The sequence below is a fragment of the Pseudooctadecabacter sp. genome (genome assembly GCF_020627745.1).
Classification (GTDB): Bacteria; Pseudomonadota; Alphaproteobacteria; order Rhodobacterales; family Rhodobacteraceae; genus Octadecabacter.
This window is the reverse complement of record NZ_JAHDGE010000009.1, coordinates 23025-37576: the sequence shown is the minus strand read 5'-3', so window position 1 is coordinate 37576 and position 14552 is coordinate 23025. Positions and strand designations below refer to the sequence as shown.

At 61.7% G+C, this 14552-nt stretch carries 18 protein-coding genes; 9 read left to right on the top strand and 9 right to left on the bottom strand.

Features of this window, described 5'->3' with window-relative positions; genetic code table 11:
• Positions 1 to 205: 205 nt before the first annotated feature.
• From QZ653_RS06260 to mdh, 8 genes are all read right to left on the bottom strand, one after another.
• A complete protein-coding gene (locus QZ653_RS06260) occupies positions 206 to 883 on the bottom strand; it encodes a hypothetical protein (RefSeq protein WP_296418630.1) in 678 nt (225 codons plus the stop codon).
• The gene (sucD, locus tag QZ653_RS06255) at positions 880 to 1767 is read right to left on the bottom strand and encodes a succinate--CoA ligase subunit alpha (protein ID WP_296418628.1); all 888 of its coding nucleotides are present in this window, start codon (positions 1765 to 1767) and stop codon (positions 880 to 882) included. The genes QZ653_RS06260 and sucD overlap by 4 nt, the downstream gene beginning before the upstream one ends.
• Positions 1767 to 2999: a hypothetical protein gene (locus QZ653_RS06250; RefSeq protein ID WP_296418626.1), complete on the bottom strand. Its 1233-nt coding sequence runs from the start codon at positions 2997 to 2999 to the stop codon at positions 1767 to 1769. Before QZ653_RS06250 ends, sucD begins: the two co-directional genes overlap by 1 nt.
• A 42-nt stretch (positions 3000 to 3041) precedes the next feature.
• The gene (sucC, locus tag QZ653_RS06245; protein ID WP_296418624.1) at positions 3042 to 4235 is read right to left on the bottom strand and encodes an ADP-forming succinate--CoA ligase subunit beta; all 1194 of its coding nucleotides are present in this window, start codon (positions 4233 to 4235) and stop codon (positions 3042 to 3044) included.
• Between the two features lie 170 nt (positions 4236 to 4405).
• Entirely contained in the window at positions 4406 to 4609 is a 204-nt protein-coding gene (locus QZ653_RS06240; protein ID WP_296418622.1) for a hypothetical protein, read from the bottom strand.
• A 157-nt stretch (positions 4610 to 4766) separates the two neighbouring features.
• Positions 4767 to 4970 (bottom strand): hypothetical protein, encoded by a 204-nt coding sequence (locus QZ653_RS06235; protein WP_296418620.1) that lies wholly within the window; start codon positions 4968 to 4970, stop codon positions 4767 to 4769.
• Between the two features lie 232 nt (positions 4971 to 5202).
• Complete coding sequence (locus QZ653_RS06230; RefSeq protein ID WP_296418619.1) at positions 5203 to 6075, bottom strand: putative nucleotide-diphospho-sugar transferase; 873 nt, start codon at positions 6073 to 6075, stop codon at positions 5203 to 5205.
• The gene (gene mdh, locus QZ653_RS06225; RefSeq protein WP_296418617.1) at positions 6068 to 7030 is read right to left on the bottom strand and encodes a malate dehydrogenase; all 963 of its coding nucleotides are present in this window, start codon (positions 7028 to 7030) and stop codon (positions 6068 to 6070) included. Before mdh ends, QZ653_RS06230 begins: the two co-directional genes overlap by 8 nt.
• A gap of 225 nt (positions 7031 to 7255) precedes the next feature.
• Between mdh and QZ653_RS06220 the strand changes: the two genes are divergently transcribed.
• Positions 7256 to 7990: a sulfite exporter TauE/SafE family protein gene (locus QZ653_RS06220; RefSeq protein WP_296418615.1), complete on the top strand. Its 735-nt coding sequence runs from the start codon at positions 7256 to 7258 to the stop codon at positions 7988 to 7990.
• Here QZ653_RS06220 and QZ653_RS06215 read toward each other — a convergent pair.
• Entirely contained in the window at positions 7987 to 8292 is a 306-nt protein-coding gene (locus QZ653_RS06215) for a hypothetical protein (protein WP_296418614.1), read from the bottom strand. The two genes, QZ653_RS06220 and QZ653_RS06215, sit on opposite strands and share 4 nt — an antisense overlap.
• Before the next feature lie 184 nt (positions 8293 to 8476).
• Here QZ653_RS06215 and QZ653_RS06210 point away from each other — a divergent pair, with 184 nt between their 5' ends.
• The 8 genes from QZ653_RS06210 to sdhA all read left to right on the top strand — a co-directional run.
• Entirely contained in the window at positions 8477 to 9322 is an 846-nt protein-coding gene (locus QZ653_RS06210) for an HpcH/HpaI aldolase/citrate lyase family protein (RefSeq protein WP_296418613.1), read from the top strand.
• Positions 9319 to 9864: an NnrU family protein gene (locus tag QZ653_RS06205; RefSeq protein ID WP_296418612.1), complete on the top strand. Its 546-nt coding sequence runs from the start codon at positions 9319 to 9321 to the stop codon at positions 9862 to 9864. Before QZ653_RS06210 ends, QZ653_RS06205 begins: the two co-directional genes overlap by 4 nt.
• Positions 9855 to 10061, top strand: coding sequence for a DUF1737 domain-containing protein (locus QZ653_RS06200; protein ID WP_296418610.1), 207 nt, complete (start codon positions 9855 to 9857; stop codon positions 10059 to 10061). Before QZ653_RS06205 ends, QZ653_RS06200 begins: the two co-directional genes overlap by 10 nt.
• Positions 10058 to 11089, top strand: a complete 1032-nt coding sequence (locus QZ653_RS06195) for a MaoC family dehydratase (RefSeq protein ID WP_296418609.1) — start codon at positions 10058 to 10060, stop codon at positions 11087 to 11089. The genes QZ653_RS06200 and QZ653_RS06195 overlap by 4 nt, the downstream gene beginning before the upstream one ends.
• A 55-nt stretch (positions 11090 to 11144) precedes the next feature.
• Entirely contained in the window at positions 11145 to 11828 is a 684-nt protein-coding gene (locus tag QZ653_RS06190; RefSeq protein ID WP_296418607.1) for a DUF1194 domain-containing protein, read from the top strand.
• Positions 11829 to 11981: 153 nt separating this feature from the next.
• Positions 11982 to 12365 carry a succinate dehydrogenase, cytochrome b556 subunit gene (sdhC, locus tag QZ653_RS06185; RefSeq protein WP_296418606.1) on the top strand — a complete coding sequence of 128 codons (384 nt, stop codon included), beginning with the start codon at positions 11982 to 11984 and terminating at the stop codon, positions 12363 to 12365.
• 12 nt (positions 12366 to 12377) lie between these two features.
• On the top strand, positions 12378 to 12749 hold the full coding sequence (sdhD, locus tag QZ653_RS06180) for a succinate dehydrogenase, hydrophobic membrane anchor protein (protein WP_296418605.1): 372 nt from the start codon (positions 12378 to 12380) through the stop codon (positions 12747 to 12749).
• Positions 12750 to 12768: 19 nt separating this feature from the next.
• Positions 12769 to 14552: succinate dehydrogenase flavoprotein subunit (gene sdhA / locus QZ653_RS06175; RefSeq protein ID WP_296418603.1), on the top strand; the 1784-nt coding region annotated here is incomplete at its 3' end.

The following is a 14552-nucleotide window of genomic DNA, read 5'->3' as shown; positions in this document are numbered from 1 at the left end:
GCGTCGATCATGCTGTCCAGTCCAGCCCCTGTGTCAGTGTCACAGGCCGCAAGGGCAAGCGGGCAGGTCAGGGCCAAAGCCGCGCGTTTTGCAATTCTAGGGGCCAGATCGTGAGCCATTGCGACAGACGGAAAGACGCCTTCGGGGACCGCGTCATGGTTGGACTGGTGGGACATCAACACAGGCTCCTTTCGGTCACAGATCATCAGCTTGGGTCGAACCGCAGGGCGGTTCTTAATTTGAACAAGGCGGGGCGGGGCAGGATATCTGCGTCAGGGACGGCGGGGAATGGATTGAGCACGGACAACTGACCCGATTGCGGTGCCCAGTCGCCTTCCCACCCCATGGCTTCGATGTCCCGTTCGAGGGCAAAAAAGGACGCATTTCCAAACGGATCGGTGGTTCCAGCCGCAAAGAATTCTGCGGCAGGGCCGTCGTCCACCAATATGGCACGGGCCAAGGCGGGGTCGGACATCAGAAACGAACAGTCGAAATGCGCGGTGGGGATGTCGATTGAGGTCGTGACCAAAATTGCATCGGTCCCCGTGTGTGACAGCATGGTGATTGACCCGGCATCAATTCCGGCAACCAGCGAGGGGGCCAGCCTGTCGACGAAGGCGGTCAGTTCGTCACCACGTTGCTGCAACATGGTAACCCCGTCGTGCAAGACGAGTGTTCGGGCAATCGCGACCGTCTGGTCCGCGTCATCCACAACGCTCCACCCCGCATCGGACAGTGCCGCCTTGCGGGCGGCGACATCCATCTGCGGATCGGCGCACACAGAGACGGCGTCACCTGCCACCGGATCGGCCAAGGCTGACCCGGCGGTTGCAACTGACAGGATCGTCAGCACAGCGAAGGTGACAGTGGCGCGCAGGGTCATCCTTTGTCGATCGCCTCCAACACAGCTTCACCCAGCGTCGCGGGGCTGTCGGCCACGATGATGCCAGCGGATTTCATCGCTTCGATCTTGCTTTCCGCGTCGCCCTTGCCGCCGGCCACAATTGCACCGGCATGGCCCATGCGACGTCCGGGGGGTGCCGTGCGGCCCGCGATGAAGCCAGCGGTGGGTTTCCAGCGGCCTTTCTTCTTCTGCTCGGTCAGGAACTCGGCGGCTTCTTCCTCGGCGGAGCCGCCGATCTCACCGATCATGATGATCGAATGGGTCTCGTCGTCATCAAGGAACATGTCCAGCACGTCGATGTGTTCGGTGCCCTTGATCGGGTCGCCACCGATGCCCACGGCGGTGGACTGGCCAAGGCCGCTGTCGGAGGTCTGTTTGACGGCCTCATAGGTCAGCGTGCCGGACCGCGAGACCACGCCCACGGAGCCGCGTTTGTGGATGTGGCCGGGCATGATGCCGATCTTGCAGGCGTCAGGCGTGATGACGCCGGGGCAGTTCGGCCCGATCAGACGGGAGGCAGAGCCCTCCAACGCGCGCTTGACGCGCATCATATCGAGAACCGGAATGCCTTCGGTGATGCAGATGATCAACTCCATCTCCGCGTCGATCGCCTCAAGAATGGAATCGGCGGCAAAGGGGGGCGGCACATAGATGACGGAGGCATTGGCCTCGGTCACGTGTTTCGCCTCATGGACGGAATTGAAAATCGGCAGGTCCAGATGGGTCTGCCCGCCTTTTCCGGGCGTCACACCGCCGACCATTTTGGTGCCATAGGCGATGGCCTGTTCCGAATGGAACGTGCCCTGAGAACCGGTAAGGCCCTGACAGATGACTTTGGTGTTTTCGTCGATAAGGACTGCCATTACGATTCTCCTGCAGTGTTTTTCATGCGGTCTTTGGGGGCGGGCGCATGCGGGGTATTCCGCAGCGCACGTAAACGGGTGATAGGGTTCAGGCGGGGGATTTCGCCCAGCCGGTGTTTGACGATAAGTTCGGCCATGATCTCCAGCGCCTGTTCCCGCGCCTGTTGGCGGTCCTGCGCGGCAGCCACCGCTGAGGGTTTCGAAAACAGGGCGGCATCATCGGGGAAAAACGTGTCCAGCACGCGGCTGTTGCTGTGTTTGACCTTTTGGGCCAGCCGCGCAGCCTGATCGGACGTCAGCCGCAGCTTTCCCATGCCGTCGGTCATGGTAATCACACGGTGCAAAAGCCCGCGCCGCAGCGGGTTCGCGCGGCCGTCGGGCAGCAGTTCGGGGATGCGCGTGTTCAGCGCGCGCATGACTTCACAGCCGACCGCGCTGAGGGCTTCGTTGACCCGACCGGGCACCTCTGTCTTGTCGAAGTCGATCCCGCAGACCGCGCAGAAATCCTTGAGCAGATCACCGTCCTTCAGAACTTCGCGGTCCATCCGGCGCACTGTCAGACGGTCCTGTCCGACAACATCTGTCCAGCGGCTGAGAACACGAAAATGGTTCAGGCCGTTCAAACGGTTGTCGAAGAAGTCATCAAAGGTCACATCCGTGCCCCGCTTGACCCGTTCCGAATACTCGGACGTGACAAGATCGCCCTGTTCGCGGATGTAGACAAGATACTGCACCTCATCGAAACTTTCGCGAAAAATGGCATCCATGCGCGCCACCAGATCCGGTGTGCGCAGCCACGGCAACATATGTTCGGACGAAAACAGGGCCAAAGGTTCGTCGTACTGACCGGGAAATTTCCGAAGCCAGTCGGGGATGTGCCCGAAGGTCCGTTTCTGCATGGCGCTGTCGATGGCCTTGTACCGCGCCCGCTGGACCTCATTCGGCAAAAGTTTGTCTTCCGCCATCAGGGCGATCATCGGCAATTCCCACTGGCTGCCGCGGCGCACGGAACTGCGCTGATACCGGATGCCCTGCTGGGCAAGGGCCGCGCGGTTGTGTTGCAGATAGCGCTGGATGGAACTGGTCCCCGTTTTGGGGGAGCCGATGTGGACAAGGGCCTTCATGAAGACCCCTCCGCGCAGGCGCACGCGCACACCGTCAGGCCGCCGGACGGGGCGGTCGGGATCATGAGGGTGCTGCGCGTGGTCACGAAACAGGTCTCCTGTGGTCAAAGCAGGGCGGGACAGGTCCGGCGGGTTATCCCCGCCACACCGTCAGCCTTTGACAGCCTCGACGATTTTCTTGGCACCGTCCTTGAGGTCGTCGGCGGCGATGACATCCACATCGCTTTCATTGATGATGCGTTTGCCCTCTTCGACATTCGTGCCTTCAAGACGGACGACCAGCGGCACCTTCAGGCCCACTTCCTTGACGGCAGACACGACACCCTCGGCGATGACGTCACAGCGCATGATGCCGCCAAAGATGTTGACCAGAATGCCTTTGACCTGCGGGTCGGAGGTGATGATCTTGAACGCCTCGGTCACCTTTTCCTTGGTCGCACCACCGCCCACATCGAGGAAGTTCGCAGGCTCGGCCCCGTAAAGCTTGATGATGTCCATCGTCGCCATGGCCAGACCCGCGCCGTTGACCATGCAGCCAATTTCGCCATCCAGCGCGATATAGTTCAGGTCGTATTTGGAGGCGGCAAGTTCTTTGGGGTCCTCTTCCGTCTCGTCACGCAAGGCGGCGATATCGGAGTGGCGGTAGACGGCGTTGCCATCAAAGGCCACTTTCGCATCGAGAACCTTCAGATCGCCCTTGTCGGTGACGATCAGGGGGTTGATCTCAAGCATCTCCATGTCTTTTTCGGTGAACGCCTTGTAAAGCTGCCCCATCAGTTTGACGCACTGCTTGACCTGCTGGCCCTCAAGGCCCAGCGCAAAGGCCACGCGGCGGCCATGGTAGGCCTGATAGCCGGTGGCGGGATCAACCGTGAAGTTGAGGATCTTTTCCGGCGTGGCCTCGGCCACTTCTTCGATGTCCATGCCGCCTTCGGTGGAACACACGAATCCGATCCGCGATGTGGCGCGGTCGACCAGAAGGGCCAGATACATCTCGGTCTCGATGCCGGACCCGTCTTCGATGTAGATGCGGTTGACCTGCTTGCCCGCAGGGCCGGTCTGGTGCGTGACCAGCGTGCGGCCCAGCATCTTCTTGGCTTCTTCTGCGGCCTCTTCCACGGATTTGGTCAGGCGCACACCGCCGGCATCGCCCGCGTCGGCCTCCTTGAATTTTCCTTTGCCGCGACCGCCTGCGTGGATCTGCGCCTTGACGACCCACAGCGGACCGTCCAGTTCACCGGCGGCTGTCTTGGCGTCTTCCGCCTTCAACACCGCGCGCCCGTCGCTGACAGGGGCGCCAAACTGGGCGAGCAGGGCCTTGGCCTGATATTCGTGGATATTCATGAAGCCGTCCTTCGGTCTGATAAGCGTTGGTCCCGCTATAGACCCGTCCGGTGCGGTGCCTAAATGACTTTTTCGGCAACAACCCCGAAAAAGCGACATTTGTGATCACACGTCTGAAAAGTGTGATCACAAAATGCGGACGCCTAACGGATGTTAGGGTTAACAGTAATTTAGCGTGGAATCGGCTGGGCCTGTGGTCCGCAGCGCAGCGGGTTGTAGGCGGTGCCCCGTAGCAGCGCCTGATCCTGTTGCGGAGCGTTCAGACATTTGGCCGACCCCTGACGTTCAAACGACGTGTCGTGACCTGTGGTAAAGGCAGCAGAACAGGCCGACAGCGCAACAGCGGCCAGAGCGGACAGAAAAAACAGTTTCATCGGGAAATCCGAAAGCCGCCGGAGGTGCGCACGGGCGGAAATGGAATGCCTCGCGCCGAGGCTGTCCGTCCTGTGACGGCAAGGGTCGTTTAAGGGCAAACGCGCCCCCGTGAAAGAGGGACGCGCCATTTGAAATGATACGTGATCGGGCGGCGGTTCAGCGCGGAATAATCTGCTGCTGCGGGCCGCACCGCAGCGGGTATTGCGTGCCCACTTGCGTGCCGATATTCGGGCAGGCCGATGCGCCTTGGCGCAGGAAGGACACGTCGTTGCCGTTGTCCAGAAAAACGGTGTTGTTGCCTGTCGGCGCACAGGCCGACACAGTCAAAGCGAGAGCGGCAAGGCCGAAAACAATTTTCATAAGAACCCCCAAGGTTACAAAATCACGCGCCATATGGGCGGGCTTGGTCCAAATCTAAACGACCCGCACGTGCTGTCCAACTTTTGCCGCAATTTACAATCTTGGGTTGACCAAAACGGCAAGATGCGTCGAAATTCGAAACAATATCAGGCCAAAGGCAGGGATTTCATACGGTCTTTGGACACAAATTCGCCCCAATCCGGTCCGTCCCGCAACAGGCGAATCGCGCGTTCTACCGCCGCCAGCGATGCCACAACCGCCGCACGGGCCGTTCCAGCGCGGGGGCGTGTCGCAACAGATCGGCCAGCACATCCCGTGCCGCGCGGCGCGCGCCCAATGTCCTGTCGGACGCCATGCGCCGTTCCAGTTCCATCAACTCGTCCGGCGACAAAATCTCACCCGCAGTAAGGGGGGACGACGGGTCGGCGATGAATTTGTCGTACACATGCAGATGTGGCAGATGCAGCACCCGCGGGGCCATCATCCGGTCGTTTCCGGCCATCAGATAGGGCATGTGCATCAGATTGTATTCATGGGGCAGCACACCCAGCCGCAGATCACTGTCCCACAGCAATTCCCGCAGCAACGGCTGGTCGTATCGTAAGCCCCGCCGCGCAAATTCCGATGCCCAGCGATCCAGAAAATCGTGGGTCGCAGGGCCGGAGCGGACCCCCAGCACGCCGGAATTGATCTGCCGGAAGGCCGGTGGAATGTCGTCCGGCCCTGTCTGCATCATGGCCACGGGGGAGCTGCCGTAATGTTCATGCGCGCCCGCAATGTCGACCCGCCCCAGCAGGTCGAAAACCTCGGCCAGATCGGCCAGCACAATGACGTCGCAGTCCAGCCAGATGGTGCGGTCGAACCGGCTGCGTCGCAGGGCGGCCATTTTCGGGCGCGTCGTCGTCTGGTCGAGGATATGGACCCGATCGAAGACGGCATCGGCCAGCGGCGCATCGGTGAACAGGTCAATCGGTGTGTCGGGCATCACGCGGCGCACCGTCCGCGCGGCCCGGCGGGCCAGCGCGACGTAGGAGGCGCCGGTGGCCCCGAAGACGATCCCGCGCGGGGAGGTCATATCGGGGCCACCGGCTGGCGTATCAGGCAAGGCTGTCGTCAATGCCCTTGCAGGCGTCGACAAGACCCTTAACGGCGGCAACGGATGTGTCGAACATCTCCTGCTCTTCCTTGGTCAGTTTGATGTTGACGATGCGTTCCACACCGCCCGCGCCGATCACAGTGGGCACGCCCACGTACATGTCCTTGACGCCAAGGTCGCCGTCACAATAGGCGGCACAGGGCAGAACGCGCTTCTGGTCCTTCAGGAACGCCTCGGCCATCTCGATGGCGGAGGTTGCAGGCGCGTAATACGCAGACCCTGTTTTCAGCAGGCCGACGATTTCAGCACCGCCGTCACGTGTGCGCTGCACCATCGCGTCGAGTTTCTCCTGCGTGGTCCAGCCCATGTCGATCAGGTCGGGCAGGGGGATGCCTGCGACGGTGGAATAGCGCACCGATGGCACCATCGTGTCACCATGGCCGCCCAGAACAAAGGCCGTCACGTCGCGCATGGAGACGTTGAATTCCTCAGCCAGGAAGTGGCGGAAACGTGCGCTGTCCAAAACACCTGCCATACCGCAGACCATGTTGTGGGGCAGGCCGGAAAATTCGCGCAGCGCCCAGACCATCGCATCCAGCGGGTTGGTGATGCAGATGACAAAGGCGTTCGGCGCATGGGCCGCAATGCCTTCGCCCACGGATTTCATGACCTTGAGGTTGATGCCCAGCAGGTCGTCGCGGGACATGCCCGGCTTGCGCGCGACACCGGCGGTGACGATGCAGACGTCGGCACCTGCGATGTCCTCGTAGGACTGGGTGCCGGACATGGCGGCATCGAACCCTTCGGAGGGGCCGGATTCAGCGATGTCGAGGGCCTTGCCTTCGGGCAGGCCTTCGGAAATGTCGAAAAGCACCACGTCGCCCAGTTCTTTGACTGCTGCAAGGTGGGCGAGCGTGCCGCCGATGTTACCGGCGCCGATCAGGGCGATCTTGGGTCTGGCCATATTGAATGGGTCCTTCGTGTCCGTTCATGTTAGATCGCCGCAAGGGGTAGTCTTTTGCTGTGCCTCGCGCAAGTGTGCTGCGCTGCGGCGCAATACGGGGCCTGTCAGAACATTGTTTCTAGGGCGTTGTTTGCGCCAACTGTGTCATGGATTACACACGGGCTGCGGCGTGCTATCGCGAATGTGGCGTGATTCCCGACACGAAGGGGCAGGATTTTGGACGGCATGGCATTCTGGTCTTTGGCGGTTTTGGCGGCCTTTTGTGTGGGCCTGTCCAAAGGGGGTGCACCGGCCTTTGGTGCCTTGGCGGTGCCGATCATGGCGCTGTCGATTTCGCCCCTGACGGCGGCCGGTCTGCTTTTGCCGGTCTTCATATTTTCCGATATTTTCGGGGTCTGGACCTACCGCACACACATCGACTGGCGCATTTGGAAAATCGCCGTTGTGGGCATTGTGATCGGCACGATCATCGGCTGGACCACCGCCAGCATGGTGTCGGACAATCAGGTCCGCGTGCTTATCGGCGCCATCGGGCTGGTGTTTTCGCTGAATTTTCTGTTTCGCGCAAAGGCGGCGGACGCAGCCAGACCGGTGCGGCGCGGTGCAGGCGTGTTCTGGACCACCGTGGCCGGTTTCACCAGTTTCGTCAGCCACTCCGGCGCGCCGCCCTGGCAGGTGTGGGCGCTGCCGTTGAAGCTGCCAAAAATGGTCTTTGCGGGCACATCGACGGCGGCCTTCGCCACCATGAACGCCTTGAAAATCGTGCCCTATTGGCATCTGGGCCAGTTGCAGCCGCAAAGCCTCGGGGTGACGGTGATCCTGTGCGCGCCTGCCTTGTTCGGTGTCTTCGTGGCCTACCGTTTCATCAAGGTGTTGCCCGACCGGGTGTTTTACGCGGTCGTGACATGGATGTTGCTGGCCGTGTCGATCAAACTGATCTGGGACGGCCTGACCGGTTAGGCCCCTTCGTCGGTGTTGGGCAGATCCTCGTTCAGGTTCTGATAGGCCTCACCGCTGGCCACAAGGCAGGTCGGCCCGCCCGGTTGCGTGACGGTGATGGTCCATGTGCCTGTTTCGGTAGAGGCGAAAACCTCGACCACCGTGTTGTCCGACGCCATCCCGATGGACTGGCGGCTTTCGCCGTAGCCGGAGGCGAGCCGTTCCACGACCAATGCGTGGGGGCCACAGTTGCGGGTCTGGGCGCTGACAGCGCTGGCCATCAGGGTGGCGGCACAGGTGAGGGCGATGATCTTGGCGTTCATGGGTCTCTCCTTTCGGGTTACGTTGGGATCAAGAATGCCGCCGCACTGGTGCAAATATGGTTAACGCCACCGCACGGTGGTGTTGCGCGGCCCGATTTGCGCTGCATCGCGGCATTTTGGGGTTGCAAGATGCGGCAATTTCTGCGCGTTTTGGCGCAAGATTATTTCGCAACGGAGTCGCCCCATGTCCCGCCCCTACCGGTCCGCCCTTTATATCCCCGGTTCAAAATCGCGCGCGCTGGACAAGGCCCGTGGCCTGCCTGTGGATGTGATCCTGTTTGATCTTGAGGACGCGGTGTCGCCCGATGAAAAGGTCACGGCACGGGCCACACTGGCCGCTGAACTGGGCCAGGGCGGCTATGGCAACCGGCTGCGCGTGGTGCGGATCAACGGGCTCGACACCCAGTGGGGACGCGACGATGCAAAGGCCGCCCACACCATGGAGTGCGATGCGGTGTTGCTGCCCAAGGTCAATTCCGCCGCCGATGTGGATGCGCTGGCCGCACTGACCGACAAACCCATCTGGGCGATGATGGAAACACCACTGGGCGTGCTGAACGCCGCCCAGATCGCGGCGCACCCCCAGATCGAAGGCTTCGTTCTGGGCACCAACGATCTGGCCAAGGACCTCGGCACGCGCCACCGTGCGGATCGTGAGCCGCTGCTGGCCTCACTGCAGATGTGTCTGCTGGCCGCCCGTGCCCACGGGGTTGTCGCCGTCGACGGGGTCTATAACGCCTTCAAAGACGAAGAGGGGTTCAAGGTGGAATGCGAACAGGGCCGCGACATGGGCTTTGACGGCAAGACGCTGATCCACCCCGCGCAAGTGGCCATCGCCAACGCCGCCTTCGCGCCGACAGAGGCCGAAATCGACCTCGCCCAACGTCAAATCGCCGCCTTCGCCGAGGCTGAAGCGGCAGGGCAGGGTGTCGCCGTCGTTGACGGCAAGATCGTCGAAAACTTGCACATCGTCACCGCCCGCGCCACGCTGGCCAAAGCACAGGCCATCGCGGAGCAGGACGCATCATGACACTTATCATTCTGGGATTGCTGATCTGGGCGGGTGCCCATTTCTGGAAACGGGTCGCCCCCGATCACCGCGCGTCCTTTGGCGACACAGGCAAAGGCATCGTCGCAGGCGCATCGGTGCTGGCGATTGTCCTGATGGTGCTGGGCTACCGCTGGGCGGACGGGGCTGTCTATTGGGGGCGGGGCAACGGGCTGGTCTGGCTCAACAACCTGTTGATGGTGTTGGCGTTTTACCTCTTTGCGGCGTCCGGAAAAGGCACCCGCGTGACCCGCGCCATCAGGCATCCGCAACTGACCGCTGTGGTGGTCTGGGCGGTGGCACATCTGTTGGTCAACGGCGATGTCGCATCTTTCGTTCTGTTCGGCGGCTTGGGCCTTTGGGCGTTGGCCGAAATGGTCGTCATCAACCGCGCACAAGGCCCGCGCGGGGCCTATCACGCACCGCCCGTCAAATCCGAAATCATCGCGGTCGTGGCCACTTTGGTCGTCACCGTCATCGTCATGCTTATTCATCACTGGCTGGGGGTCACACCATGGGGGTAATTTACCGGTTTCTGACGGAGGACGACACATCCGCCTTTTGTCACAAAGTCTCCGACGCGCTGTCCAAAGGCTGGGTGCTGCACGGCGATCCCCAATACACCTTTGATCAGGCCAACGGCGTGCTGCGCTGCGGGCAGGCCGTCACCAAAGAAATCGAAGCGGACTATTCCCCCGACATGAAACTGGGCCAACAATGACCAAGACGAACGCAGGGCATTTCTTCGAAGACTACCGCATCGGCCAGACGTTCCGTCACGGCCCCCTGCGCACCGTGGGCGAGGGTGAACGCGCGCTTTATCAAGCGCTTTACCCCACGCGCTTTGCGGTGAACGTGTCCGACCCCGTGGCGCAATCCGTGGGCCTGCCGCGCGCGCCGCTGGATGATATGATCGTGTTTCACAAGGTCTTTGGCGCGACTGTACCGGACATTTCCCTGAATGCGGTGGCGAATTTGGGCTACGCCGATCTGCGCTGGCTGCGGCCTGTCTATCCGGGTGACAGCCTCGGCGCTGTGACGGAAATCATTGGTCTCAAGGAAAACTCCAACGGCAAAACGGGTATTGTCTGGGTCCGCACGACCGGCATGAATGCCGCCGGGGAGGACGTGCTGACCTTCGTGCGCTGGGTCATGGTCCGCAAACGGGACGCGGCGGGACCGGCCCCTGATCCGGTCGTGCCCGATCTGCCGTCCCATGTGGCCGCCACCGATCTGGCCGTACCCGCAGGTCTTGATTTCACCGGCTACGCCGAAAGCGGCGTGCGCGCCCCGCACCGGTTGGGTGACTATAAGGTGGGCGAAATCATCGACCACGTGGATGGCGTCACCCTGTCGGAGGCCGAACACATGATGGCCACGCGGCTGTGGCAGAACACCGCCAAGGTCCATTTTGACATCACCGCACGGCCCCAAGCCCAACGGCTGATCTACGGCGGGCACATCATCTCGATGGCGCGCGCGCTGTCGTTCAACGGGCTTGAAGGGGCGGAGTTTATGGCCGCCATCAACGGCGGCGCCCATGCCAACCCCGCCTTTGCAGGCGACACCGTTCGCGCGTGGTCCGAAGTGTTGGAGACAGCAAGCACCCCCGCGCCCGGCGTCGGTGCCATCCGGTTGCGGCTCGTGGCGACAAAGGGCAGCGAAGCGGGGGTGTTGAAGGGCGAGGATGGCAAATATCACCCCGATGTGCTGCTTGATCTTGATTATTGGGCGCTGATGCCGGTCTAAGCCGCCAACAGACCCGTGATTTTGCAGATCGGACGGTTGCGGCTAGGGTTGGCCCATGAAACCCCTGTTGCTTGCCGGATTGATTGCCACCGCCGCCCCCGCCGCCCACGCCTGCGAGGTGGCGTTGATGCTGGCGGTCGACGTCTCCGGGTCGGTGGATGGTCAGGAATACCGCATCCAGATGGACGGCCTTGCCGCCGCCCTGACCGACCGCAGCGTCATGGCTGCACTGGTTGAGGGCAAGGCGCAGGTGGCCTTGATGCAATGGACCGGCACGGGCCGCCAGACGGTGGTGATCAACTGGACGCAGATGAACAGCCCCGATGATGTGGCCGCCTTTGCCTTTCAGGTCGCCACCGTGCCGCGCCTCTGGCGTGATTTCTCCACCGCGATCGGGGAAGCCATGCAACTGGCACTGCCCTATTTCGCCATCGTGGACGATTGCAAACGCCATGTGATCGACATTTCCGGTGACGGGATCAGCAACGAAGGCAGCTTTCCCTCTGACCATTGGCCCGCGCTTGAGGCTGCAGGCGTGACCGTCAACGCCTTGGTCATCGAAACCGCCGGCTTCGATCTGACCACATGGTTCGAGGACAGCGTCATCACCGGACCGGGGGCCTTTGCGGTGACGGCAAACGGGTTCGAAGACTACCCCGAACAGATCATCCGCAAGCTGTACCGCGAACTGACGCAGGCGGTGGCCGAAAGCGCACCTTTTGTGATCACTAGAGAATAGCGTGTGATCACAAAGCCGAGAAAACCGCCCAACCGCGTCAAGATTCCGCACCCGTTACCGCTCACGCGCCGTGACAAGACCGCAGATTGCGTTAAAAGAACCGTAAGACCTGTCACGGCATAGCCGCATGTGACCAAGCCTAAGGGAACCGATATGGCCGATGTTAATCGGGGCAACCGCCCCCTGTCTCCTCACTTGATGATTTATCGCCCGCAGTGGACGTCGATTTCGTCGATCTTCGTGCGCATCACGGGCAACGCGCTGATTGTCGGCGCGCTTCTGGCCGTGTGGTGGTTCGCGGCGCTGGCGTCAGGGCCTGAGGCCTATGCCCGCGCCAACGGGTTCATCACCAGCTGGTTTGGCGATCTTGTCATGCTCGGCTCGGTGGCCTGCATCTGGTATCACACGCTGGGCGGCATCCGGCATTTGATCTGGGACAGCGGCCATATGCTGGACGTTGAAAAGTCCGAACTTTTCGCCCAGGCGATGGTTGTTGGCACGGTGCTGCTGACGATCTTCACCGTCATCGTACTTTAAGGGGGCAGGGCAATGGCATTTCTGACCGACCGCAAACGCGCAGCCGGCCTTGGCTCCGCCAAATCCGGGACCGAACACCACTGGCAGATGATGGTGTCGTCGGTGGCCCTCGTGGGGCTGATCCCTTTGTTTGTCTTCACCTTCGGCTACGCGCTGGGCATGTCTTATGAAGACGCCGCCGCCTACTACCAGCGGCCGTTCCCGGCCATTGTCGGCATCCTGACGCTGCTGGTGGGCTTTCTGCACTTCAAAGGCGGCGTGCAAACACTGATCGAGGACTACGTCCATGGTTTCGCCCGCAAGGCGCTGATCATCGGGTCCATCTGCCTCAGCTACGCTGCGGCGGCTGCTGGCGTTTTCGCAATCGTGCGGATTGCACTTTAAGAATTTCGAGGTCTGAACAATGGCTGAATACGAATATGAAACCCACGAATATGATGTCGTGGTTGTGGGTGCTGGTGGCGCCGGTCTGCGGGCCACGCTGGGCATGGCCGAACAGGGCCTGCGCACGGCATGTATCTCCAAAGTGTTCCCGACACGGTCCCACACGGTCGCAGCACAAGGCGGCATCGCGGCGTCCCTGGGCAACATGGGACCCGACAGCTGGCAGTGGCACATGTACGACACCGTGAAAGGGTCGGACTGGTTGGGCGATACGGACGCGATGGAATACCTCGCCCGCGAAGCGCCCAAGGCGGTGTACGAGCTGGAACATTACGGCGTGCCGTTTTCGCGCACCGAAGAAGGCAAGATTTACCAACGCCCCTTTGGTGGTCACACGACCGAATTTGGCGAAGGCCCCGCCGTGCAGCGCACCTGTGCCGCCGCCGACCGCACCGGCCACGCGATCCTGCACACGCTTTATGGTCAGTCGCTGAAACAGCAGGCCGAATTCTACATCGAATATTTCGCCATCGACCTGATCATGTCCGATGATGGCGTCTGTACCGGTGTCGTCTGCTGGAAACTCGACGATGGCACGATGCATGTCTTCAACGCCAAAATGGTTGTGCTGGCCACGGGCGGCTATGGCCGCGCCTATTTCTCCGCCACATCCGCGCACACCTGTACGGGCGACGGCGGCGGCATGGTGGCCCGCGCTGGGCTGCCGCTGCAGGACATGGAATTCGTGCAATTCCACCCCACGGGCATCTACGGGTCGGGCTGTTTGATCACCGAAGGCGCACGGGGTGAGGGCGGATACCTCACCAACTCCGAAGGCGAACGGTTCATGGAACGCTATGCGCCCAACTACAAAGACCTCGCCCCGCGTGACTACGTCAGCCGCTGCATGACCATGGAAATCCGCGAAGGGCGCGGTGTGGGCGCGAATGGCGATCACATCCACCTGAACCTCAACCACCTGCCAAAAGAAGCACTGGCCGAACGTCTGCCGGGCATCTCCGAATCGGCCAAGATTTTTGCCGGTGTGGATGTCACCAAAGAACCGATCCCCGTACTGCCCACCGTGCACTACAACATGGGCGGTATCCCCACGAATTATTATGGTGAGGTCCTCAGCCCCACCAAAGACGACCCCAACCGCGTGGTCCCCGGCCTGATGGCCGTGGGTGAGGCGGGATGTGCGTCGGTACATGGCGCGAACCGACTGGGGTCAAACTCCCTGATTGACCTCGTGGTCTTTGGCCGCGCCGCCGCGATCCGCGCCGGTGACGTGGTGGACCGCAACGCGGCGATCCCGTCCACGCACAAGGCGTCCGTCGATAAGGCCTTCGACCGTTTCGACGGGCTGCGTCACGCCGACGGCGGCACAACCACCGCCGATCTGCGGCTCGAGATGCAAAAGGCCATGCAGGAAGACGCCGCCGTTTTCCGCACGGACAAGACCCTCAAAGAGGGCGTCGAAAAGATGACCGCCATCGCGGCTAAGGAAAGTGATCTGAAAGTCACCGACCGCAGCTTGGTTTGGAATTCCGACCTGATGGAAACGCTGGAACTTACGAACCTGCTGCCCAACGCGCTGGCCACCGTGGCCGGGGCCGAGGCCCGCAAGGAAAGCCGTGGTGCCCACGCCCACGAGGATTACACCACCCGCGACGATGAAAACTGGCGTGTCCACTCAATCGCGCACGTAGACGGCGCGGATGTCAAACTCAGCTACCGCCCCGTGGTCACCGACCCGCTGACGTCCGAGGCCGAAGGCGGGATCGAGATGAAGCGCATCGC

Bases quoted from the DNA above. Each gene is read 5' to 3' on its own strand.
- QZ653_RS06195 (WP_296418609.1), top strand. From the start codon at position 10,058: ATGACCAAGACGAACGCAGGGCATTTCTTCGAAGACTACCGCATCGGC.
- QZ653_RS06215 (WP_296418614.1), bottom strand. From the start codon at position 8,292: ATGAACGCCAAGATCATCGCCCTCACCTGTGCCGCCACCCTGATGGCC.
- mdh (WP_296418617.1), bottom strand. From the start codon at position 7,030: ATGGCCAGACCCAAGATCGCCCTGATCGGCGCCGGTAACATCGGCGGC.
- QZ653_RS06210 (WP_296418613.1), top strand. From the start codon at position 8,477: ATGTCCCGCCCCTACCGGTCCGCCCTTTATATCCCCGGTTCAAAATCG.
- QZ653_RS06220 (WP_296418615.1), top strand. From the start codon at position 7,256: ATGGCATTCTGGTCTTTGGCGGTTTTGGCGGCCTTTTGTGTGGGCCTG.
- sdhD (WP_296418605.1), top strand. From the start codon at position 12,378: ATGGCATTTCTGACCGACCGCAAACGCGCAGCCGGCCTTGGCTCCGCC.
- QZ653_RS06260 (WP_296418630.1), bottom strand. From the start codon at position 883: ATGACCCTGCGCGCCACTGTCACCTTCGCTGTGCTGACGATCCTGTCA.
- QZ653_RS06240 (WP_296418622.1), bottom strand. From the start codon at position 4,609: ATGAAACTGTTTTTTCTGTCCGCTCTGGCCGCTGTTGCGCTGTCGGCC.
- QZ653_RS06205 (WP_296418612.1), top strand. From the start codon at position 9,319: ATGACACTTATCATTCTGGGATTGCTGATCTGGGCGGGTGCCCATTTC.
- sucC (WP_296418624.1), bottom strand. From the start codon at position 4,235: ATGAATATCCACGAATATCAGGCCAAGGCCCTGCTCGCCCAGTTTGGC.
- sucD (WP_296418628.1), bottom strand. From the start codon at position 1,767: ATGGCAGTCCTTATCGACGAAAACACCAAAGTCATCTGTCAGGGCCTT.
- QZ653_RS06235 (WP_296418620.1), bottom strand. From the start codon at position 4,970: ATGAAAATTGTTTTCGGCCTTGCCGCTCTCGCTTTGACTGTGTCGGCC.
- QZ653_RS06200 (WP_296418610.1), top strand. From the start codon at position 9,855: ATGGGGGTAATTTACCGGTTTCTGACGGAGGACGACACATCCGCCTTT.
- sdhC (WP_296418606.1), top strand. From the start codon at position 11,982: ATGGCCGATGTTAATCGGGGCAACCGCCCCCTGTCTCCTCACTTGATG.
- QZ653_RS06190 (WP_296418607.1), top strand. From the start codon at position 11,145: ATGAAACCCCTGTTGCTTGCCGGATTGATTGCCACCGCCGCCCCCGCC.